Genomic DNA, 22,714 nt, shown 5'->3' with positions numbered 1-22,714 from the left:
AAGTCGAACGTTATCCTTGGTGTGAACCAATCATTTTAATACTCTGATTTATAATAAAATCCTCTTTAATTATGAAGCGTGAAAGCCATTATCCTTATTATTGAACGTCGGTTATCTGGGTCGAAATATTCCCGTTAATTGCATGACATGTTGGCAGCAGGGGCAAAAGGGTTGGGCTTTTATACGTACCGTTTTATTCGGTGAGGGCAACGTTAGTTGCCCGGCTATCATGAACATAAATTGGATTGCTTGAAGCAGCTTCTTTTCATGACCCCGCAGCAGACCATAATCACGTATTCGACGAAATCCTTTTGGTAACACATGTTGCAATATCAACCAGAGAAATTGCAACACAGGTAACGTGCGTGTCTTCATCGTTTGAGTTTGGCTATCTTTATAACGAAATGTCACCTGTTCATTATTGATATACAGAATGTCTTTATCCGCAATTACCCCTCGATAAAGGTATGTCGATAAATACAATAATGCAGGCTTTCCTTGCCCTACATGCCGACAATCAACCACCCACTTTTTCGTGATGTGATCGGGTAACGCCCACTTTAGTTCAGTAGTGAGATAGGCTAACAATCTTGCTCGCCATACTTTTGCGAGAGCAAATGCATTAAAGAGGTAGTGGTTTTTACAATTTTTCCATTGTCGTTTCTTGTCATCAAAGCCACCGCCAGTGATCACCATATGAATATGAGGATGTAAATCTCGACGCCGATTATGAGTGTGTAAAACAGAAGTAAAACCGATGCGATTACCAAGGTATTTATCATTGTTAGCAAAGCTTTTTATCACACTGGCTGTCACAGTAAACATGGCTTGGTAGAGTGCTTTGGGATGCTTTTTTGCCAGATATCGAAGCTCAGCTGGCAGCGTGAATGTCACCATAAAGTAATCAACAGGCAACAATTTCTGTTGCTGCTTTGCTAACCAATCGGATGTTGTTTGGTGCTGACACTGAGAACAATGACGGTGTCCACAAGACATCGCATATTCAGATTGATGTTCGCAATGCGAACATTGCCTGCACTGAACGTAAATCTAAGCCTCGTTCTAACAGGTGAGTGGCATAGCTATGACGTAAATTATGAGGACTGATAGATTTCGTGATCCCACAGCTTTTAATGACGGCTTTCATTGCTTTTTGAACGCCACCGCGATCCATCACGGTATGGTTAACATTGAACGGTGAAGGAAAAAGATAACGACTATTTTTGTGGGTTTGCCAATAATATCGCAGGGCATACAGGGTTCGCCTTGGTAGTGGGATGAACCTGTCTTTACCTCCTTTGCCTTGTCGAATATGGACAAACATACGATGGCTATCAATATCACCCACTGTGAGATTTAACCCTTCACCTAGCCGTAACCCGAGGCTATATAAGGTCAGAAAAAACACTTGGTAACGCAGTTGCGAAGTGGCATTGATCAATAGGCTCACTTCGGTTGGCGTCAAAATGTCAGGTAAGGTTTTCACGTGTGGCGGCTTTACAATGTTCAGCCACTCCCAATCACGTTGAAGGACATGCTTAAAGAAAAACTGTAAGCCATTGCGATCAATTTTCACGGTACTCCATGAATGTGTTTTGATCAGTTGTGTAAAATGTTGTTTAAGATCTTCGGTAGTTAATGTGTCTGGTGATTTATCCAGTTGATGGGTAATGCGACGTAGAGCACGACTATAAGCATCAATCGTAGCGGGGCGTTTACCTTGCAAGGTGAGATGGGTAAGGTGTTGTTCATAAAGATAATCTGAACGATGTTGCTGTGTTTTATTCATGATAAATGTTCCTTTTTTTAAAGGTATATTTACCGTAGTCGAGCTTATGGGCTTTCACTCTGCCGCGCAGCGGCTTCGTTCAACAAATTGTTCAAGAGGGATTCGCAACGCGTGGCATTTTTACTATGCGTTGGGTTTAGTGTTTAAGGCGGTATGCGGCGGCATCGGTATTGCGTTGCTCACCCCTTAACAAGGCGTTATACAACTAAGGAGAGTTTCGAGTGGGCTGGATAGTGTTAGTCATAGCTGGATTGTTTGAGATCGTATGGGCAGTTGGCCTTAAACATACTGAAGGATTTACTAAATTGTGGCCTTCTGTAATAACAATAACAGCCATGTGGATCAGTTTTGGTTGTCTTTCCTATGCTTTAAAAACTATTCCAATGGGCAATGCCTATGCAGTTTGGACTGGTATTGGCGCTGTAGGTGTGACAATTGTTGGAATAGTTTGGTTTAACGAAGTAGCGGATATTAAGCGTATTGCATGTATAGGGTTAATTGTCATCGGTATAGTTGGTTTGAAGTTATTAAGTTCCGATTCAGTCGTTGTATAACAAGTAAATCAAGAACGGACGTTTAAAGTTTGGCTGGCGCTCGTTCCTCGCTGATTATAGCCAAACGTTTATACGCCGCTTATTTAGGCGTTATCCCTACTTTTCCTAATATCAACAAGCCTGAATAGAGCTAGCTATCTAACAAAGTTTTGTCCACAAATGAGTTAGTAGTTAAGCTAACTCACTTGTGAGCACCAAGAAAGGGGTTGATTTGTGATTCATGGCAACACTGGCCGTACGCCTAGTAATAAAACGCCTGATTCATTCAAAAAAGAGATTCAGCGTCTCATCTAAAAAAGTATTACGACTTCAGTCTTTCTGATATTGATCTAAATCGAACAACTTGTCTCGAATAGCCCAAAATCGACCATTTTTACGAGCGATTACAATTTCAGGTGGACGTAAACGGTGCTCGTTATTGGCCACTTTTGTTGGGGCGGTATCGGTGAATGGGCGGTGACGATCCACTAAATGAGGATTAATAAAACGCTTAAGAAATTCTTGCTTCTGGGTTTTATTGGAAAGCGTCCACACTTCGTTAATTTCATTACCTTCATCGCCGACATAAATCACTTTTAACTGAGGTTTATCGAATTTATTCTTGCCTGGCTCTAAGCGCATGTCAGTACACTTCATGATCATGGCGTCTTTAAGTTTTAACGCCTCACGCAGTTTTTTATCAGGATCAACCATGACCGCATCACAAAGATGGCAGCGTCTTGCGGCGATATCGTTATCAGCGCCACATTCTTCGCAGTATTTAGCGCGGAAACGATAACCACATTCTTCACGCTCGCCTGTTTCATCATCTTCAAAATAGCCTTGGCAACGACGCCCATAGTGCTCAACTAAAAAGCCTGCGGGATCGAGTTTGCCCCAAAAGCTGTTTTTAAAGCCACAAGCAGGGCAAGGTACCATTACGACTTCACTGTCTGAGTTGGGTTTTGGATCACCTACTTCAGGTTGGTATAGATCGTAACAGTTACCCGCATACTCCAATACTAAACAGTCTTTTTTACCATCAGCTAAACGTAAGCCTCGACCAACAATTTGCTGATATAGGCTGATAGATTCTGTTGGGCGAAGGATAGCAATTAAATCTACATGCGGCGCATCAAAGCCAGTCGTTAATACTGAAACGTTAACTAAGTATTTAATCTTTTGCGCTTTGAAATCACTGATGATGCGATCGCGTTCATCAAGAGGGGTATCACCAATCACCAACGCGGCATTTTCACCGGATAAGTAGCCCATGATTTCTTGGGCGTGATTAACGGTTGAGGCGAATATCATCACACCTTTACGATCTTTGGCGTACTCAATCACTTGTTCAATGATCATTGGTGTTGCACGCTCTGATTTTCCAATCACGCTATCTAAATCGGCTTCTTTGTAGTGGCCTGTCGATGAAGGGGTAATAGATGAGAAATCATAACCAATCACTGCCATATCCATGATTTTGGGCTCGGTTAAAAAGCCTTCATCTAATAGGTAGCGGATCGGTAATTCAAAAATACAGTCTCGGAAGAAGCGATCTTGTTCAGTACGAACCTGACCTCGGGTATGGTATTTGTAAATCCAGCCCATGCCTAAGCGATAAGGTGTCGCAGTTAAGCCAAGAATTTTAATGTTTGGGTTTACGTCTTGAACGTGCTTGATAACTTTGCGATAAGCACTGTTTTCATCGTCAGGTACACGGTGACATTCATCAATGACCAATAATGAAAATTGTTCTTTGAATTTATCTAAGCTGTTTGCCATTGATTGCACAGAAGCAAATACCACTTGTTGGTCGGTTTCTTTTCGCCCTAATCCAGCAGAAAAAATAGAGGCTTTTAAACCGTAACTTTCATATTTGGCATGGTTTTGCTCTACCAACTCTTTTACGTGGGTTAACACGAGAACACGCCCACGAGCAATACGTGCAAGCTCTGCGACGACAAGGCTTTTACCTGCGCCTGTTGGTAGGGCTAATACTGCTGGGGTGTTGTGTTTACGAAAATAGTGGATAGTGGCGTTAACACTGTCTTGCTGATAAGGACGAAGGGTATACATAGAAACTATTCTGGCGTAACTGAAAACCTAACTAGTGTACATTTAACCAGTGATTTGGCAAAGCCTTCATTCATTGTTCGCAGGTGACGTTAGATGCGGTGTTTTGCCTCTGTCTAGTAGTGTTTGGTAACTATTGGTAAACTTTACATACATTATGTATCAATAAGGTTTTTGTATGTTTACGAAAACGTCGAATGTTTTCCTGAAGCGAAGCTGCGCTGCGTTATTTACACTGTCTGCAACTATGATATTGTCGGGTTGTAGTGAGCCTCCAAAGTTAGAAAAAATCGCGGGCTATGCAGAAGGCACTAGCTACCATGTGAGTTATTGGTCTAAAGATGATGTTTCATCGGCGAAGGTACAAGCTCAGTTTAATAAAGCATTAGACGCGATTGATAAAGAATATTCAACGTATCGCGGTGATTCGTATATTTCTAAGTTTAATAAGAGCACTTCAACAGAGTGGCAACCTGCGTCGAAAGATTTTATTTATATGTTGTCTATAGCAAAGGCGATCAATAAAGAAAGTCATGGTTGTTATGATCCCACTATTCAGCCTTTATATAAACTTTGGGGCTTCCAAAGCGATAAATTAAATGTGCCAACAGCCGCCGAGATTGCAAAGGTACGTGCTGATATTGGTATTGATAAAATTGAAATAGATCCTGAACACTTACGTATTAGAAAAACCATTCCCCAGTTGCAGATTGATTTATCTTCAATGGGTGAAGGTTATGCGATTAGCCGTTTAAGCCAAATTTTAGAGTCGGATGGTGTTGAGAATTACTTGGTTGAGTTCGGTGGCGATATGAAGATTAAAGGTCATAAGCCAATGGGTGAGAAGTGGCGTGTGGCGATTGAGCAGCCTGTAGCACTCAAAGACGGTATTCATCCTTATCAAATCGTGACGATTAATGATGAGAATGGCGTATCACTAAACACTTCAGGTACGTATCACCATAACTTTAAGGATGGCAAAAAAGATTACTCACATATTCTTGATGCAAGAACAGGTGCGCCGATCACTCATGATCTTGTTTCAGCATCCGTGTTTGGTAATGATCCTATTCAAGGTGATGCGTGGGCAACAACCATGCTGTGCTTGGGCCCTGATGAAGGGAAAGCGGTAGCAAATGAAGAGTCATTACCGGTTTATTATATTCAAGATGTTGATGGTGCGTTTAAGAGCTCAAAAAGTAATGCGTTGATCCAAGATAAAAACATCACATTAAGCCAGCAGAAATAAAGTGTTAGTTTAGAAATTTCAATGCGATGTTGAAATTTCTGATTTAAGAAGAAGCCTTATTTAGAGTAACTCTCTAGATAAGGCTTCGGTGTTTTAATACGCCAGCTAAACCAAACTAAACGACATATAGGGGCGTTTACGTTTGAAAGGGTAGATTAATTTTAAGGATTAATAGAAGCTATGGCTTGGTAAGTTGTAGCATCTTTTTTATATGGATTTCACGTTAATGGAAATAAAACCAATTACTTGGCAGCAGGCAATAACAGTTCGACATCGTGTTCTATGGCCGTCGAAACCGGAGTCGTTTTGTAAAGTGGAAGGGGATGAGACAGCAACCCATTTTGGGGTGTTTATTCATAATGAGCTCGTCTGTGTGTCTTCGGTTTATATTGAAGGAAACGTAGCACGACTTCGTAAGTTTGCCACCCTCACTGAATATCAAGGTAAAGGTATTGGTACTGCGATGATCCAAGCGCTCTTTACTTATCTAAAAACGACTGACGCAGAGCTTCTTTGGTTCGATGCTCGAACGAGTGCTATTGGCTTTTACCAGCGTTTAGGGATGACCACATCTGGTGATAGGTTTTATAAGTCAGATGTGGAATATGTCAAAATGGGGTGTAACTTAAACTTGCTGTGAGGTTTTTATTAACTTAACGAGTTGCGCTAGTTGAGAAAACATATCGGCATTATGATTCTTTATTTCTATCCATATGCCATGCCGTCACTGGGATCGCTCATTTTGATGATCTGGGGAAGATGGTGATTAAGATAGTTCGGTGTAATGAATGTTCGTTTTATTTTCTTCAAATGTTTGCTGCTGTGCTTGTCGATCAATAATCGTAGGATCATCATCGCTAAGAGCAAGAATATAAGTAATGTTATTCATCAGCAGTGTGCCATTACGGTTTAAATATATGGATTAGCGCTTCGTCCAGATGCGAGTATTGAGATCTAAATCGCTTACAATATCGATGACAAATTGTAAGTCTTGGGCAATCGCTTTAACAGACTCCAGTGAGTCCGAGGATGTAAACAATGCGGGCTCAAAGTAGTTTTTATGACTATTCATCGCGATATAAATATTATGATCGATGAATGATAATGAGACACGATTTTTAGCTTTAGTAACAAAATCGACTAATCGTTCCATCATCGCAGGCGTTAATAAGTATCGCGCTTCAATTTGATCGCTACTATAGACCGAAAAGTATTGCTCAAAGTTTGGATTTTCTAGATCTACACGTCTATTTTCGCGGTTAAACAGGTGAGATACGGCATCACCAATTGCCGTAATAAATGCGTTTTTTGCCGGTAAAATGAGTGTCTGACTATTGAAGTGTTTATTGGCATCGGCAATAAATAAAATGCCATGAAAAATGGTTTCCCATTCCTCGCGTTTTTCTTTTTGATTCACGCGCTGCTTTTTAATTTGTGTCTCTAACTCTGAAAAACGCAGTGTCGTTTTTCCGATTGTACCTTGGACAAAGTCTTCACCACGAAAGCTATCATAATGCTGTGGAAAGAGTTGGCAGGCTTTATAATCTTGTTCGGAAATAGAGCCGAGAGGCTGATAAGCAAAACTCTCATTGATGTTAGCGAGTAGGGCGGTAATAACCTTCTGTTTATAACTGACGCAGTATTGTTGCTTCTGTTTTGAAAATCGAACCAACATGAAAGTAGCAACAATAAAGGTCGCAATAATACCAAAAGGTAACGCATTGAAATGGAGTGCTGTTGGGATCGCGATAGCAGCTGTAATACCTCCAACCGCAAGCGCAATCCATAACTGTTTGACGACATCTAAGCGAGTAGACTCTAACGAGGACAACTGTGTTCTTAGCTTTTGTTCGTATAAGGTTGAAATACGATCTTCCATGGTGAAACCTAATTGTTGGGTTATTTGTTATTAAACAGTTCAGCAGCATTCACGTTTTGACGCTCTACTTCTGGAATGTCAAACAAAGGTAATGTTGTTAGGTTCATATGATTAGCAATTATGCTTGATGGAAACATTTCTACAGCATTATTGAAATTAGTGACAGATGCGTTAAAAGTACGTCGCGCTGCTGATAATTGAGCTTCAACTTCATTCATGGAACGCATTACAGTATCAATATTATCGTTAGCTTTTAATTCTGGATACGCTTCAACAGCCACGCGGAAATGAGAGAGTGCAGTGCTAACTTGCTTGTCTAAGGCTGCTTTTGTATCGGTGCTGGTGGCATTGCCCGCTTGGTTACGAAGTTCTGTTAATTCCGTTAATACCGATTTTTCATGTTGCATATATGCTTTGGCGGTTTCAATTAAATTTGGTAGTAAGTCAAAACGTTTTTTCAGCATTACATCAATGCTTGATTCTGCATTGGCAACTTGGTTCTTTTTACCAATTAAACCGTTACGTAGGCTGATGTAGGCAAGGGCAATAATAACAATAACGCCGATAGTGATGAAAAGACCCATAAAATTCCTTGGTATTTATATTGAAAAGACATGATATAGCATTATAAATAAGCACGTAATTAATTGATATGCTTGTTTATATTTAAGGGGTTACGAAAAAGCCCTGCGAATGGCAAGGCTTTAGACATGGTTCAATCCATTTTTACATAAAGTAAAGGGAGGCCGTTACGATGCGACGTGAAGTGGCACTGTTTTTTCAGCAAGGTTTTTGGTCATAACACAGAACTGGCGACGTGGCACAAAGCCATGGCGTTCGTAAAAAGTACGAGCACCCGCATTACCAATATTTACTTCCAGTGATAGGGCTTTAACACCATCGTTCATAACACGATCTTCAACTTGCGGCATTAATGATGCGCCAATGCCTTTTTGTCGCCACTCTGGTTTTAAATAGAATTGGTCAATAAACCCTACTTTACCGCCATGTTCAAGGCTGAAGGCATAACTCACCACAAGGTGTCCTGCGACACAGGTCTCACCATTTTCTTCAACTTCAATAAACCAAGCTTGCCCAAGCTCTGGTGTTGATAATAGTTGTTTTACCGCTGTTGCTGTTTGCTCTACCTTTTGCGGTAGGGCTTCGTAAGCAAATAATTCGTCAATGAGATTGAGAAAAGTATCAAGAGATGAAAGCACAGGTTTCGTTAACGAGATTTTCATACGGAGTCCCTAAGTAAGATCTATACACAACCAATTAAGCTATCAATGAACTATAGATCTGAAAGTCTGAATGTAAACGTAATCAAAAAATAAATGATGTATTGTTCGATATGCTAATAATAGATTGTTTGCATAATAAATAGATTTGTAACTCTTCGATAATGAGACCAGAAACACGAAAAAATGTTCATATTTTAGATTGTAACCTCATAATTTTTTTATGAAGTCTCTCGACTGACCGAACCCTAGTATCAAAACAGAGATCAAAGCCGAGAGCCATTTCTACACTTAGTGTTTTATGTCTTAGAAATTAGATAACACCAAGTTCACGTAAACGTTCCATTAAATACTCATGTGCGGTGTATTTTTCTGAAAGGATAACGTCTGGTTTTGGGTGTAAAAACAGAGGTAATGAAATACGTGATTTTGTTTTATCTGCGCCTTCTGGGTTTATCACACGGTGAGTTGTGGATGGGAAATAACCACCGGAAGCTTCTTGTAGCATGTCACCGATATTGATAATTAAATGACCAAAATCGCAAGGCACATCAATCCAACTACCATCTTTGGCTTTAACTTGTAGCCCCGGCTCGTTAGCAGCAGGCAAAATGGTTAATAAGTTAATATCTTCATGGGCTCCCGCACGAATCGCGCCTAGCTCTTCGTCGCCTTGCAGCGGAGGGTAATGCAGGATGCGAAGCAATGTTTTCTCACTGCCATCAATCATACTTGATAGTGATTGAGTGTATTTAGCGGAAACCTCATTAGGTGAATATTGTTCAACCCAACTTAGTAACTCTGTCGCAAGCGCATTGGCTTCTTGATAGTACTGTTGAATATCTTGTTTAAGTTCAGCTGGGCACTGACCCCAAGGGTAGTAGTGGAAGTATTCTTTAATATCTTTTTGGGTATGCCCCTTGGCGGTTTCTGAAACGTCGGTTGGAAACAGCCCGTCTTGGGTTTCTACATTAAAATGAAACGCAGTTTTTTCTTCACTATTAAAAAAGTCATACCACTTATCATAGATTTTTTGGACTAATTTTTGTTGGATAGGATGATTTTTTAGTACCCCAAAGCCTGTCTCTCGTAAGGATTCGACAAAAAGCTGCTTTGCATTATCTGCTGTGTAATCTACTGCTTCCAGTTTCATTAATATGATTCTCCAACGGTATCTTTTTATTTGTAGTAATCGTTTAGCTGAGCGCCATATATTCTATTTTGGAAACAAAGATGTAACAAGGATGTGGCGGGTAAAGTTCAGAAACATAGTATCCATGAGAGGAAATAATCAATAATAGTGGTATTTATCTTGCGTGCAGTTAAGTAAAGGTTAAGGGAGTTGTTAACAAAATAGGATAAAAATGATGGAGAAGGCAGAAGATGAAAAAGAAATTAGCAATACTATGTTCCTGCTTATTCATTAGTATGAGTATATTCGCAGGTACGATTAATCCATTTACGATCTCGTCAAAGTATGAACAAGGTTATAAGGATTATCAAACCTATAGCGGTAACGTGGTGATGCATATTCGGCGTGGTATAGCGGTTAAAATCGCCAGTGCTCATATTCATAGCGATAAACTAGAAACGATTTATCAAGGTGATGTAGCGGTGAGCTTTCCTTTCACCAATGAGAAAAATCAATTCGTGGTGATAACCTCAGATAAGGTAACGGTTAGAAAAGAGCAAGATAATAGCATTACCTTGTTGGCTAATAGCATCAAGGTACATTACGAATCAGAGTAAAATGAGGACAATAAGGCATTTATCGCTTTGATGGGAGCAATAAGTTTTTAATGCATCTTTGTTATTTGGTCTTATAATACCGCTCTTTTGTAGCAATTAGCGGAGCCAGTTAATGAGGCTTGATAAATTCTTAGGTACCACATTGGGTATCACCCGTAGAGAAGCCGGTAAACTTCTTCGAGATAAAATGATTGAAGTTGATGGCGAAATCGTCCGTAGTGCTTCGTTTTCAGTCAGTGACGATAACGATGTGGAATTTAACGGTCGCCCGCTAAAGCTGCAAGGTCCTCGTTACTTTATGCTTAACAAGCCAGAAGGCTTCGTCTGCTCTCATGTTGATGACTTCAATCCAACTGTTTTTGTTTTGTTTGATGAAGTAAGCCCAGAGAAAATGCACGTAGCAGGTCGTTTAGATGGCGATACAACGGGTTTAGTGTTGTTAACCGATGATGGTCAATGGTCTCACCGTATCACTTCGCCACGTCATTTATGTTCAAAGACCTATTTTGTTGAAACGGCCGATCCAATCACTGAAGATTACATCACGCAATTTGAAGCAGGTGTACAACTTCGCAGTGAGAAAGAATTAACACGCCCAGCTAAATTAGAAATTCTTGGCGAGCGTGAGGCGTTGCTGACAATATCTGAAGGTAAGTACCACCAAGTAAAACGTATGTTCGCAGCGATGGGTAATAAAGTGGTTGGCTTACACCGTGAGCGTATTGGTACCGTTGAGCTTGATGAAGATCTCGCGCCTGGTGAGTACCGACCACTAACAGCAGAAGAAATTGCATCATTTCTAAAATAATTAGTTGGTGATGTTAATTTTATAAATTATATGCTGTAATAATAGGCGTAAATATGAAGACTTGTTTTTAGTCTGCATTGTTTATGCCTTTTATTTTATTAGATAAATACAGAATACGTGTAGCGAAGGGGATGCGGAAAAGGAAATAGCTCTTTTCCATATTAGAAAGGTTCTGTATACGTGTTTTATCGTAAAATATAAGCTTCATATGGAATATTAGCTCATAAGAGGTGCTATGAACCAGCAAGACAGCCCAAGGTTGAGCCTGCAATTGATATTGATCCTTGGCGCAATAGCTGCGCTTACGCCTTTAGCGATTGATATGTACCTGCCCGCAATGCCGAACATTGCCAAAGACTTTTTAGTTTCTCCCAGTTTAGTTCAGGTTACATTAACCGTATTCACCGCAGGTTTTGCTTTCGGTCAATTGATTCATGGGCCTCTGGCTGACAGTTATGGCCGACGTCCAATTTTGTTACTCGGTACTATCAGTTTTACTGTTTTAACCGTATTAGGTGCGTTGAGTACGAGTATCACAGAACTGACTGTTATTCGTGTTTTACAAGGTTTTGCAGGTGCTGCCGCAGCCGTCATCATTAGTGCATTAGTACGTGACATGTTCGAGCGTGAAGAGTTTTCTCGTACTATGTCGTTTGTTACTTTGGTGATGACAGTGGCCCCCTTACTTGCCCCTATGATTGGTGGTCATTTATCGGTATGGTTTGGCTGGCGTGCGGTATTTTGGTTTTTGTCTATTTTTGCTGTCATTGTTTTACTTTCTATTGTTTTTAAAATTAAAGAAACATTACCAAAAGAAAAACGTATACCTTTCCACTTTTTATCTATTATCCGCAATTATATAAAACTACTGTCTAATCCTGTGGTTCTCGGCTTGATACTGTGTAGCGGCTTTTCATTTTCAGGCATGTTCACTTTCTTAACGGCGGGGTCGTTTGTTTACATTGATCTTTATGGTGTAAGTGTTGAAAACTTTGGCTTTTACTTTGGTTTAAATATCATTTGCTTAATCCTAATGACCAGTATAAATGGGCGTTTTGTAAGGAAAAAAGGCACCCATTGGATGTTACGCCTTGGATTAGTTATTCAGCTGTTTGCCGGTGCGTTAATTGTTATTGGTCAATGGCTTAATTTCGGGCTCTGGGGCGTTGTTATCCCTGTTATGTTATTTGTTGGTGTGCTATCGATTATTGGTAGTAACTCTATGGCTTGTTTACTTGCACGTTATCCACAAATGGCTGGTACGGCTTCTTCATTAGGCGGCACATTCCGTTTTGGTGTTGCATCTATTGTCGGTAGTATTGTTGCGTTAATGCCAGACAGTACGGCATGGCCAATGGCAGGAACGATGGCCGTTTGTGCAGTATTGTCTGCGGGTTTTTACTGGTTCTTAGCAAAAGACGCATAAAGCATTTTATTTTTACAGATGTCGCTGAAAAAAGTACGCCAGAGAAGATTCTCTGGCGTATTTATTATAATCAACCGAGTTAATTGTAATAATTAGATTTATTTTGCAGATTAATATTCTGTGTTAGTTAGTTAGTTGGTTGATTCCATCTTAATTGATAGATAAAACCAGCTAAGATTTTCAATACATTGCTACTTTTTTATTAGGGTATAACTCGTTATTATTGCCACCTATCTCACCTGACAGTAGCGTACGATAAGTGGAAATTTCTAACAGGAACCTTGGTTCTTGGTTAAACATTCGTAAGCTTGTTTTTAGCCGTATTTATTTTTGATTTTCTAAAATTATGACTTCTTTTTATAACGAAATTCTACATGTGGTAACGGAAGGGTTATCAACTCTGGTTACTGCGCAAGAGTCTGGTAAAACCCAGAAAAACCCGGTCAGTGAGACGGTTTTTTTAAGCGCGTGGGTGACGAAGATGATCAAACAACAATGTTTTGATCACTGTGTGTCTAAGACATTACTGCAATGGCAGAAACAATCTCGCACAATGGGCAAAAATGCGCAGCTTAAAGTACAATTTGAGCGTATTAAAAATACCCTTAGTGCGTTAAATGATGCTGATGGTCATTCAACGGTTATTACCGCTGAGCTAATAGATGATTTCTATCGTGTTGTAGAAGCCGCAGATTGGTTAGTGACTAACGAGTATGAAGTGAACCGCAAAGTGTCTCATCATACCGATGGTCAAGCATCATTAGTGGTGTGTGCTGCGCAATACAAGTCTGCGATGAATGAGCAGGGTACATTAATAAAACCCCTTTCTTTTTATATTCGTGGTAATGCGCAGCAATTTATCGATTTGGCTTACCAACAAGGTATCTTGCTGTTTAAGATCACCGACTACAAATCTAAAGTGAAATTCCACGGTGAGTATGTGATTTATCCTGATAATGCTGGTACACATTTACCTGAATTACCCACTGTGACGAATTAATCGCTTACAGAAAAAAAGAAAAGCCGCATAAGACTCTTTTAAAAAGATGACCTTATGCGGCTTTTTTGTTAAGAGAAGTTAACTTTACGGTGAGTTTCAACTCACTTGTCGATTAACTTGCTGTTGCGTTTTCACTGGTTTGTTTATTGGCTTTTGCCGTGATCAATTTTAATAGTACAAGTACAAATGAACCACCACCACAAACCAGTAATGTTAATGCTAGATTGCCGACATGTGCGACATGATCTAGGCCAAAACCGATGATTAAGTAATAGAACAAGCCAAGTAATGCACCCGCTGTTCCTAGGTGGTTTCGGTAATTGATTAAAGCAGTACTTAACAAGTTAGGTAATGTTAAACCAAATGACAGTGATACCAATGCCATTGGAATGAAGAACCAAACAGTTTCTTGTAGTAAGTAAACACCTAAACCAGCTGTCAGCATCATTAATGTCGATAACATTACGATGAGTTCACCGCGAATATGTAGGCGTATCAAACGAATATTAAGTAGTGAACCTAAAATTGAGCCAGCAGCTAAAACAAAGCTCGTATTACCAAAAAACTTAACGCTAGCTCCTAAGTGTTCAAACATAAATGGTGCAATGCTGTAGTAAGAGAACAGGGCAATATTTGCCAGCCCTATCATTAATACGATATACCAAATATGGCTGTCACGGAGCATTTTATTTGCCACTAAAAACAAGCTATCACGTTTAATGTGGTTTGGTTTTGTCTCTGGTAATGCAAAGCCACCCCAAAGTAATAGTAGTGATAACATGATCACCATAGCTGCGAAAACCCAAGTATAGCCACCGTGAGCCGTCAACCAGCTACCAAGTAACATACCAATCACAGGGCTAAGACCAATACTTGTCGAAGCAATAGAAAAAATTCTTGCTAAACTCGCGCCTTCAAAGCTATCTCGTAAAATGGTTTGGGTACATACAGAGCCAACAGCTGCACCAAAAGCACACGCACCAAAACCGTAAAGTAACCCCTGAAATGTTGGTGCAAAGTAACAAAATAGTGCGGCAGCAATACAAATTGCTAAACCTAATAGGGTTGATAAACGACGTCCAATCACATCACACATGGTTCCCCAGAATACGACGCCAACGGCAAAGACCATAAAAAAGATCGATAGCGCTTGAGCTGCATCTGAGGTGGTTACTGAAAAGTGATTCTTAATCGATGTTAGCGCTGGGCTATACATCGTCTCTATGAGCTGTGGAAACATTAACAGCGAAATCGCTAATAATGTCGAGATTGTTTTTTTATTCATGACTTCCTCTTTGACGCTTGATCATCCACCGACGAAAGGCAAAAAACCGATATTGTTCAGTGGATGATACGTATTACTGCCATCGCTAATTCGTGAAGTGCGAGACTGTTATTTCAATGATGAGAAGTATATAGTGTTCATGGGTGGTGTAATATTAATATAAGAACAACAAATGTCACTTTAAGGACAGGTTGCAGAAAGGAGCTGCTAATATGGCTTATATTCGAATGGAAGATCAGTTTTGTGCTGATGATTATCATGGTCTTGTTGTTGGGCTTGCTGCTGATTTAGCAGAGCATGATTCTGGTTATCACACTCATAGCAAAGATCAGTTATTGTTTTCTCATCATGGTTGCATGGTCATTAGTTTAGATGGTGTCAAGTGTGTGTTGCCGCCAATGCGTGCAGCTTGGATCCCAGCAGGAGTGGAGCACAAAGCACAAACATCCAATGTTACGCAATACCGTTCTTTGTATTTTGACCAAGATTTACAACCACAATTGCCGAGAGAACTAAAAATATTTGATATTAATCCTTTAATGTCGGCATTAATGGAGCGTATGGCGTTTTGGGCGTTTGATAAACCCAATAATGAGCAAGTTAATTCGGTGAACCTCTTAATTGAAGAGCTCAACCTTGCGAAAGATAGTCACTTGAATTTACCTATTCCAGCCGATCCTCGTTTATCCTCATGGTTAGCTGATATTGATGATGAGGGGTTTGTTGCTCCATCATTAGCAGAACTTAGCCTTATCGTAGGAGCGAGTGCAAAAACCATCACCCGTATTTTTAATAAAGAAGTGGGTATGCCATATCAAAGTTGGCGCCAACAGTGGCGTTTATTAGCCGCTATTGAATTGCTGTCATCAAATTGGCGAGTGACAGATATTGCTCATCGGCTAGATTTTTCAAGTGATAGTGCTTTTATTCGTTTTTTTCATGATAAGGCTGGCGTTACACCCTCTAATTTTATTACAGAGTATAAGTAACAATTTTCGATGTTCTTAAACTGTCTGCTTTATTTGGTCTTAACTGTGACGAGCAAAAAAATAAAAACGTTATTCATATAAGGTAAGCTACTTAAATAATCGTTTGAATTGACGCCATCCTTGACCTGATTTTTGCGAAAGAATTACCATTGGTGAACATAAATAACGCCTTCATATTATTTAATATATTTTCCGTACTAGGTTCTCATCCTTGTCGTTTTGCAGTTGAATCTTCATCTCGCTAAGGCATGATATATTTATCAGTTATTATTGTTTTTCATATCAAGACACATTGAGCAGATAACGATAATCATTATTCAAGGCTAACAGACATATATGGATATTTATGCTTGCTTGTTGTGCTGAGCGCGAAGAGTTTCATCACTCAGCGCCGTTAGTTTTATCATTTGATGAAGCCTTAACCTTTTTTCCTTTTCAGCTTGAGTTCTATGACTGGCATGACTGTCTTGCTATGTATCGAGCATACCCAGATGGGCACCGGGAACCGTTAGAGGGGAGCTGTTCATTCTATATTGAGCACATCGAATCATTAGAAGGGGGGAAAGCATGGGTAGATAGCATTCCTACTGGTTTAGTTGAAAAAGCCCGAGGCTATGCTGAATTTGGGGTGTACATGCTCAAGATTGCAGCAATGAGTCAGAAAGCCCGAGAGCTATTACTCCAACGTCCTACCTTATTGTATTTGGTATGCGAACAATATCCGTTAGATCAAGATGAAGTGTTAGCACTGTGCGAATTAGGTCAACGTGAAATCCTTACTCAACTTGGCTTAGCTTCGAGTCGTTCAGCATTGCGTTTTCTTGATCGGATTGAGAGTGATTTTTCAACCCGTTCGATTGTGATTATTATTCACCGCTTGCTCGATCCTGAATTGATGTCGTTTCAACTGTTTAAACATTATAAAACGATCACTAACTTAACCTTGCAGATCTATCTGCAATGGCCAACGTTAACAGGTACGCCGCTTGGACGGCATATAGCGCAAACCAATCAGCGTGAACGTTTTCAAATTAATCAAATTTTATCTGACGTTTTCCAGCTTGCTTATCGCGTATTAGATGTTGATTCAATCAAGCGTATTCATGCAGTGACTTCTTATGAAGAGTTACGAGCGTTACACGACAGGTGGGTGGTGGCGCAACACAGTATCAATTTTGTGCCCGATGCTAATTCCAATAAGCCTTACGTGATCCCTTTTGAAGGTAATAACAACATTGTACCTATTCGCGATTATCAAGAACTTGAACAAGAGGGGATTGAACAAAACCACTGTGTGGCGATTTATCACAACCGGATCATTAAAGGCGAATATTTGGTTTATAAAATGTTCATGCCAGAGCGTGTTACCATTGGTTTAAAACGTCATTATTTCGTTAATGGACGAGTTAGTGGGATATATACAGTGGATCAAATCCAAGCCCGTAATAATAGGATGCCATCTTCTGAAACATTAGAGGCTGTTTATGGTTGGTTAGACAGTATGAAGTCAGCTAAGCCATAATACGGGTTGAATTTATTGGGTTACTCTTAAAGGAAAGCAATGCGGTTACTTCATTCGATAAAACGTTATGCCCCAACAGAAGAAAAAGCACCGCATTCTCACGACGATTTTGTACAACTTTTTTATATCCACCAAGGTTGCGGTATTGCTAGAACAGAGGATAAAAGCATACTGGCTGTTAGTGGACAACTTATTTGGGTGCCCCTAAATCACCGTCATCACTTGAAAGTGTTGAAAGATACCAGCTTAAGTATTATTCATGCTTCACCAGATGTTATTCCTCATTTTTACAATGAGATGGCGATCATCTCGACCAATCGCTTAATGGTGCAGGTGATGGCAGAAATTGAGTCGCAAGACATTGGCTGTGAGCAAGGTGCTGACAGCAATAGCGATGTTCAACACCATTATTTAGCGGTATTTCTCGATCAACTCAAGAAACAAAATTACCAGAGCGATGCTTATCAAAGTAATCATGATATTGATAAACGCTTGTTGCCGATTATTGAAGCGCTGACTATTGAACCTGATATTAAACTGTCTTTAGACCGTTTTGCTGAGCACTGTGGTGCATCTTCTCGTACTCTCAATCGTTTATTTATCAGCACATTTGATCAACCATTTCGCGAAATAAGACAGCAGTTGGTTATGGCAAAAGCATGGCAGTTGAGTCGCGCAGGTGTCGCGCATACAGATATCGCATTAGATTTAGGTTACAACAGCTTATCTGCCTTTTCTCATGCCTTTAATCGTTTTAAACAACACAAAGCTAGCCAGAAGTTGGCGAAAAATCACAACTCGTTGTCGCTAGTTCAACAACAAGACTAAACACATCTGTTTAAGATAATGACATCAATTAAGGAGATTGTTGTCATGTCTTTACTACGTTTACTTTCTATCAGTTTATTAATGGCGTGCAGCTATTTCTTCGCCTCTGATATGTATGCACCTAGCTTACCTGTAATGTCTAAGGCATTGAATGTGTCATCGACAGCAGTACAACAAACGGTGAGCACGTTTTTCATTGCGTTAGGTTTAAGTCAATTAGTGTGCGGCGCTGTCGCAGAACGCTTCGGTCGTCGTCCTATCGCGATATTAGGTGCGGTGATATTTATCATCGGCTCAGCGCTTTGTTTACACGCTGATCAACTATCAGGTTTAATTATTGGACGTGCCGTACAAGGTATGGGTGTTGGGGCGTTGTTTTTATTATGCCGAACCATAATGCAAGACTCATTAACTAAAGAGCAGTTAGTGGATGTGATGTCATGGTTTAGTATTTTATTTATGTGTTTACCCGCCTCTACACCGGCTATTGGTGGTTATTTAGAAAGCCATTTTGGCTGGCATAGTAGCTTCTGGTTTATGTTGGGGTTAGCAGTACTGCTATTTGTGGTTATTGTCTTAGGTTTAAAAGAAACCCACTTAGAAAAGAATATTCATGCGACAAAACCAAGGGTTGTTGCTCGTGATTACTCCATGATTGCAACTAATCCGCAGTTCTTACGCTATTTAATCATGATGGTGATGGCGAATGGTGGTGCGCTGGTGTTTTATTTGATGGGGGCGTTTATTGCGAATGAACAATACCATTTACCTGTGCAATATTTTGGTCTGTCTTCATTGTTGCTAATTGGTTGTAGTTTGTGCGCGCGTATTTTTTATATTCGTTTTCTAAAATATACCACGACAGAAGGGCGAATCATTAAAGCAGCAAGTGGTCTTATGTTGCTTGGCGCGCTGACGATACTATCGAATGTGGTATTTCACAGCATGGCGACGATCATTATCGGCATGGGTATCTATTGTTTTGGCGCGGGTTTAACAACCTCTGTCGTGGCTGTCAGTGCGCTGTATTTATTCCCTAAGCATAAAGGACAAACGGGAGCACTGTTTGGCTCATTACAAATGGTTGGGATCTTTACGTTAACCTTTATTGTGAGTCATTTAGCCAGTGTTGAATGGGTGATGGCATGTGTACTTACAACGATGGCATTACTTAATATGTCTGTACAACGCTGGTGGAATGATAACTCAGTCGTGTTGGCAAAAGCGTAAATAAAAAGCGCCTATTGGCTTGAAGGCAAATAGGCGCTTTTATGTATGCAGATTAATCTAAATCGCTACGTTTTAGGATTAAATTAGGATTAGGGCAATTATCTTGGTAAAAATCAAACTGCTCAGGATCAATCACACCAGGATAATCATTACTGTAATCACCCATGTTTTTGATGATTTGAAAATGCAGATGAGGCGCCCACCCCCCATTTTCTTCCGTGTTACCCACAGCTGTAAATTGTTGGCCTCGACTAATATGCTGACCAACAGTTAATTGCGATAAATACTCAGTCGCTGTATGTCCGTAAAGAGTATAAAAAACATGCCCATCGAGCACGTGTTTTAAAATAACAGTAGGGCCATAGTCACCGTTTGCTGCATGATTTGCGATACCATAAACTTCACCATCAAGTGGGGCATAAACAGGAACGCCAGCAGGTACGCCTAAATCAATCGCCATGTGAACAGTGCGATTAGGAGAGTCGGAAAAGTTCTCTTTATCTTGATAAATCAAGCGGTGTTCAGCATATCGACCAATGACTATTTGTGCATTGGTGGCAATGGCTTGTTTTACGATTTCATCAGCGAAAGTATGCTCGTCAGTTACTTGCTGCCATAAATGACTACTTGGTGTTAAATCGACAACGTATCCTGTACCGAATTGTAATTCTTTGGGTATCACAGGATGAAACTCATGTGCACTGAGTACATTTTCGAAAGGGGTTTTCGTTTGTGTCATGCTGCTTCCAAATCTGATTGTGTGTTTTTATTCGTGCTCTTCGTTGGTACCACCACCATTGCGGCAAGATAGCCGATGACAGCAATCCCCGTTGGTAATAATAAGTGCACATTGACCATCATAGCAGTCAAATAACCAGTTAATGTCCACGCTAAGCCAACCATTGCACTAGAAAGCGCCATAGCCCAACCTTGATCGATATCACTCGCGCGATCTGAAAGGGCAGTGATGTAAAGAGGAAAACATAACGCAACCATGGATGCTGCAAAGATCATCGCAACCACATGAGAGGTCGGGGTTGGAGTGATCGCAAGTAATAACATGCCAATGGCAGATAATGCTGTTGTTGTACGTAGTGCCGAATTAACTGAAAAACGCGATAAGATCAGACGTGGCAATAGTAATAGTGAAAGGATCATTACGACACCAATTCCCATCATAAAGTATTGGTAGAACGCACTTTCTACCGAAATATTCCATTTCTGCGGGAAGATAAACGCAATGTTTTGGAAATAGAGGCTCCAGCTAAATTGGCAAATAAAAACGATAAACAAACAGTTCATTAAGCCTTTTTGACTACGTTTTAACGGCTTTACAAACGAGAAAGGGTTTTCTGTTTTTACAATGTGTTGAACAGGTAAACGCACCACAAACATCAAGATTAAACTAATAAGTGCAATGACGAGGCAGGCATAAAATGGTGCTTGAGCGCCATAACTAGATGATAATTTACTGCCAAGTGCTGGGCCAAATGACATGGCTGCTGTCATAACAACAGCAACTAAACTCATCAATGTTGCTTTGTTTTTCCCTTTGCTGTTATCAGCCAAAATCGCTTGTGCAATAGGTTGGCTTGCCGAGCCTAAGCTGTTGATAATATTACCGACAAACAAAATGATCACCGAGCTAACCACAATCGCATAAATCGGTAAGGCGAAACCAATAGCTGCAATAATCAAACAAATGGCAATCACGGTCTTACGACTGAACTTATCGGCAAAACGCGCAATAAAAGGGGTAAAGAACATCGAAATAAATGGGGCGGCAGACATTACTGTACCAAACAACATACGACGCTGTTCAATTGGCATACTCTTGGCAAATTCCAACGAATGATCAGTTAAAAATAAGCTGACGTATGCGGGGATCGTAATAAAAAATCCGGCAGATCCAAGAAAGATAATGATGTATAGCGTTATAAGCGTAAATAAGGGCAGCTGTTGAGCGGTGCGGTGTTGGTTGTGCATCTTATTCTCCCAGTGAATATGCGCGCTATTCTAATTCTCTTGGGGTAATTGGCAAACACTATCGTTAAGTTTTGAAATTAATTTTTAACAATTATTGGTAAAAAGCAAACTCATGCAACTGAAAGTAATTCGTATTCAGACACTTGCCATTAACTCCGTTTTGTTTTGAGTTATCTACTGTCTACATTAGTAAGAAGCTAAGTGAGTTAGCTTCTTTTGGCGGAAAGTTTCCCTTAGCTATAGTTACCTGAGGGAGTTTCGAAGTAAGTTTTAAAAATATGTGTCCTTATACAATCTAATATTCATTACCTTTCATTAACTTATTGATGGAAAATTTAACTGTAATCGAAAAGGCTGCATGATAGGTGTTTTAAAGGCGGCTAAAAGTCGTATAAAGCGTTAGCCGATAACCCGAAATTTGAGTTATGGAGAACAGAGTGAACGTAAGGAAAGCGAACAAAAAAGACTCCGGTAAGTTGCTAGAACTTATTGGGTATAAAGCTGAGTTTGACCGAAGTATGAAAGGGTTTAACGGCGAAATCTCCACAAATAAAGGCAAGATTGAACGAACCTTATTTGGCGACGTTCCGTTTGCTCACGCTTTGCTATTGGAAGTCGACGGCAAAGTTCTGGGTTTCGCCTTATTTCATTATCGCTATTCTTCCTTCCGAGGTGAGCCATCTATTTGGCTTGATGACTTGCTAGTTGTTGGTCGGCATAGGTCAAAGGGGTATGGTGCCGAACTTATGCATGCTTTGAAAATTGAAGCAGGAAAGTCGTTAGCTTCTCACATTTCATGGACAGCTAGCCCCTACAACACCAAAGCCCATAATTTCTATAAGAAGCTAGGCGCAGAAGTTGAACGGATGGATGGTCAGCGTCCGTATTTCCGTTGGGCAATGTACGACTAACAAACGGTCAAGAAATCAAAATACCTTTCATAATCTGACAGAATCGCTTGGTGATCACAACTGAGTTAGCTACTAGGCTAACTCATATTTGCCCCAAAACGTATATGGAATCCACGTATTTACAAAGTGAAAAATCAGTAAAAGTTAAGATGCGTACGTATATTCGGCTTCTTATTGGAGGAGCTACCTCCTAGCCTTTGATGTTTGCGCACCTAC

23 protein-coding genes are annotated in these 22,714 nt (G+C 40.2%); 12 read left to right on the top strand and 11 right to left on the bottom strand.

The genetic code is table 11. The features are described 5' to 3' along the window. Positions 1–111: 111 nt before the first annotated feature. Positions 112–996 carry a transposase gene (locus C9J42_RS15425; protein WP_370445024.1) on the bottom strand — a complete coding sequence of 295 codons (885 nt, stop codon included), beginning with the start codon at positions 994–996 and terminating at the stop codon, positions 112–114. 7 nt (positions 997–1,003) lie between these two features. Then, the gene (locus tag C9J42_RS15420) at positions 1,004–1,789 is read right to left on the bottom strand and encodes a site-specific integrase (protein ID WP_233220749.1); all 786 of its coding nucleotides are present in this window, start codon (positions 1,787–1,789) and stop codon (positions 1,004–1,006) included. A 221-nt stretch (positions 1,790–2,010) separates the two neighbouring features. Here C9J42_RS15420 and sugE point away from each other — a divergent pair, with 221 nt between their 5' ends. Further along, positions 2,011–2,343 (top strand): quaternary ammonium compound efflux SMR transporter SugE, encoded by a 333-nt coding sequence (gene sugE / locus C9J42_RS15410; protein ID WP_107302129.1) that lies wholly within the window; start codon positions 2,011–2,013, stop codon positions 2,341–2,343. 309 nt (positions 2,344–2,652) lie between these two features. On the opposite strand, the gene C9J42_RS15405 is transcribed toward sugE, so the two are convergent. Then, entirely contained in the window at positions 2,653–4,398 is a 1,746-nt protein-coding gene (locus tag C9J42_RS15405; RefSeq protein ID WP_107262114.1) for a DEAD/DEAH box helicase, read from the bottom strand. 175 nt (positions 4,399–4,573) lie between these two features. On the opposite strand from C9J42_RS15405, the gene C9J42_RS15400 reads away from it, so the two are divergent. Further along, positions 4,574–5,644, top strand: a complete 1,071-nt coding sequence (locus C9J42_RS15400) for an FAD:protein FMN transferase (RefSeq protein WP_107302128.1) — start codon at positions 4,574–4,576, stop codon at positions 5,642–5,644. Positions 5,645–5,870: 226 nt separating this feature from the next. Beyond that, complete coding sequence (locus tag C9J42_RS15395; protein ID WP_233217923.1) at positions 5,871–6,284, top strand: GNAT family N-acetyltransferase; 414 nt, start codon at positions 5,871–5,873, stop codon at positions 6,282–6,284. A gap of 126 nt (positions 6,285–6,410) precedes the next feature. Here the strand turns inward: C9J42_RS15395 and C9J42_RS21800 are convergent, their stop codons facing one another. The 5 genes from C9J42_RS21800 to C9J42_RS15375 all read right to left on the bottom strand — a co-directional run bounded on the left by C9J42_RS21800 (position 6,411) and on the right by C9J42_RS15375 (position 9,917). Continuing rightward, on the bottom strand, positions 6,411–6,533 hold the full coding sequence (locus C9J42_RS21800; RefSeq protein ID WP_255418318.1) for a hypothetical protein: 123 nt from the start codon (positions 6,531–6,533) through the stop codon (positions 6,411–6,413). 33 nt (positions 6,534–6,566) lie between these two features. Then, positions 6,567–7,523 carry a DUF3137 domain-containing protein gene (locus C9J42_RS15390; RefSeq protein WP_107302127.1) on the bottom strand — a complete coding sequence of 319 codons (957 nt, stop codon included), beginning with the start codon at positions 7,521–7,523 and terminating at the stop codon, positions 6,567–6,569. 20 nt (positions 7,524–7,543) lie between these two features. Next, positions 7,544–8,107, bottom strand: coding sequence for a LemA family protein (locus C9J42_RS15385; protein ID WP_107302126.1), 564 nt, complete (start codon positions 8,105–8,107; stop codon positions 7,544–7,546). Positions 8,108–8,272: 165 nt separating this feature from the next. Then, positions 8,273–8,767 (bottom strand): N-acetyltransferase, encoded by a 495-nt coding sequence (locus C9J42_RS15380; RefSeq protein ID WP_107247925.1) that lies wholly within the window; start codon positions 8,765–8,767, stop codon positions 8,273–8,275. 310 nt (positions 8,768–9,077) lie between these two features. Beyond that, positions 9,078–9,917: an isopenicillin N synthase family oxygenase gene (locus C9J42_RS15375; protein WP_107247924.1), complete on the bottom strand. Its 840-nt coding sequence runs from the start codon at positions 9,915–9,917 to the stop codon at positions 9,078–9,080. A 230-nt stretch (positions 9,918–10,147) separates the two neighbouring features. On the opposite strand from C9J42_RS15375, the gene C9J42_RS15370 reads away from it, so the two are divergent. The 4 genes from C9J42_RS15370 to C9J42_RS15355 all read left to right on the top strand — a co-directional run bounded on the left by C9J42_RS15370 (position 10,148) and on the right by C9J42_RS15355 (position 13,747). After that, positions 10,148–10,513, top strand: a complete 366-nt coding sequence (locus tag C9J42_RS15370) for a hypothetical protein (protein ID WP_107294657.1) — start codon at positions 10,148–10,150, stop codon at positions 10,511–10,513. A gap of 112 nt (positions 10,514–10,625) precedes the next feature. Next, positions 10,626–11,321: a 16S rRNA pseudouridine(516) synthase RsuA gene (gene rsuA, locus C9J42_RS15365; protein WP_107247922.1), complete on the top strand. Its 696-nt coding sequence runs from the start codon at positions 10,626–10,628 to the stop codon at positions 11,319–11,321. Positions 11,322–11,556: 235 nt separating this feature from the next. After that, positions 11,557–12,747 carry a Bcr/CflA family multidrug efflux MFS transporter gene (locus C9J42_RS15360; RefSeq protein WP_107302125.1) on the top strand — a complete coding sequence of 397 codons (1,191 nt, stop codon included), beginning with the start codon at positions 11,557–11,559 and terminating at the stop codon, positions 12,745–12,747. A 346-nt stretch (positions 12,748–13,093) separates the two neighbouring features. Further along, entirely contained in the window at positions 13,094–13,747 is a 654-nt protein-coding gene (locus C9J42_RS15355) for a DUF2913 family protein (RefSeq protein WP_107208724.1), read from the top strand. A 112-nt stretch (positions 13,748–13,859) separates the two neighbouring features. On the opposite strand, the gene C9J42_RS15350 is transcribed toward C9J42_RS15355, so the two are convergent. Then, complete coding sequence (locus C9J42_RS15350) at positions 13,860–15,032, bottom strand: MFS transporter (protein WP_107208723.1); 1,173 nt, start codon at positions 15,030–15,032, stop codon at positions 13,860–13,862. A 212-nt stretch (positions 15,033–15,244) separates the two neighbouring features. Between C9J42_RS15350 and C9J42_RS15345 the strand changes: the two genes are divergently transcribed. The 4 genes from C9J42_RS15345 to C9J42_RS15330 all read left to right on the top strand — a co-directional run bounded on the left by C9J42_RS15345 (position 15,245) and on the right by C9J42_RS15330 (position 19,601). Then, positions 15,245–16,021 carry a helix-turn-helix domain-containing protein gene (locus C9J42_RS15345; RefSeq protein ID WP_107208722.1) on the top strand — a complete coding sequence of 259 codons (777 nt, stop codon included), beginning with the start codon at positions 15,245–15,247 and terminating at the stop codon, positions 16,019–16,021. Between the two features lie 346 nt (positions 16,022–16,367). Next, entirely contained in the window at positions 16,368–17,543 is a 1,176-nt protein-coding gene (locus C9J42_RS15340; RefSeq protein ID WP_107208721.1) for a PcfJ domain-containing protein, read from the top strand. A 39-nt stretch (positions 17,544–17,582) separates the two neighbouring features. Beyond that, positions 17,583–18,371, top strand: coding sequence for a helix-turn-helix domain-containing protein (locus tag C9J42_RS15335; protein ID WP_107208720.1), 789 nt, complete (start codon positions 17,583–17,585; stop codon positions 18,369–18,371). 45 nt (positions 18,372–18,416) lie between these two features. Further along, a complete protein-coding gene (locus tag C9J42_RS15330; RefSeq protein WP_107302124.1) occupies positions 18,417–19,601 on the top strand; it encodes an MFS transporter in 1,185 nt (394 codons plus the stop codon). Positions 19,602–19,653: 52 nt separating this feature from the next. Here C9J42_RS15330 and C9J42_RS15325 read toward each other — a convergent pair whose 3' ends face one another. Together C9J42_RS15325 and C9J42_RS15320 are read right to left on the bottom strand one after the other, a co-directional pair. Continuing rightward, positions 19,654–20,340 carry a peptidoglycan DD-metalloendopeptidase family protein gene (locus C9J42_RS15325; protein ID WP_107288121.1) on the bottom strand — a complete coding sequence of 229 codons (687 nt, stop codon included), beginning with the start codon at positions 20,338–20,340 and terminating at the stop codon, positions 19,654–19,656. Continuing rightward, positions 20,337–21,587 carry an MFS transporter gene (locus tag C9J42_RS15320; protein WP_107302123.1) on the bottom strand — a complete coding sequence of 417 codons (1,251 nt, stop codon included), beginning with the start codon at positions 21,585–21,587 and terminating at the stop codon, positions 20,337–20,339. The genes C9J42_RS15325 and C9J42_RS15320 overlap by 4 nt, the downstream gene beginning before the upstream one ends. 425 nt (positions 21,588–22,012) lie before the next feature. Here C9J42_RS15320 and C9J42_RS15315 point away from each other — a divergent pair, with 425 nt between their 5' ends. Continuing rightward, the gene (locus C9J42_RS15315) at positions 22,013–22,498 is read left to right on the top strand and encodes a GNAT family N-acetyltransferase (protein WP_199189329.1); all 486 of its coding nucleotides are present in this window, start codon (positions 22,013–22,015) and stop codon (positions 22,496–22,498) included. Positions 22,499–22,714 lie beyond the last annotated feature (216 nt).

The organism is Photobacterium sp. GB-56, from assembly GCF_003026105.1.
Taxonomy (GTDB): Bacteria; Pseudomonadota; Gammaproteobacteria; order Enterobacterales; family Vibrionaceae; genus Photobacterium.
Note: the sequence above shows the minus strand (reverse complement) of the source record. Positions and strands in the feature narration are given on the sequence as shown.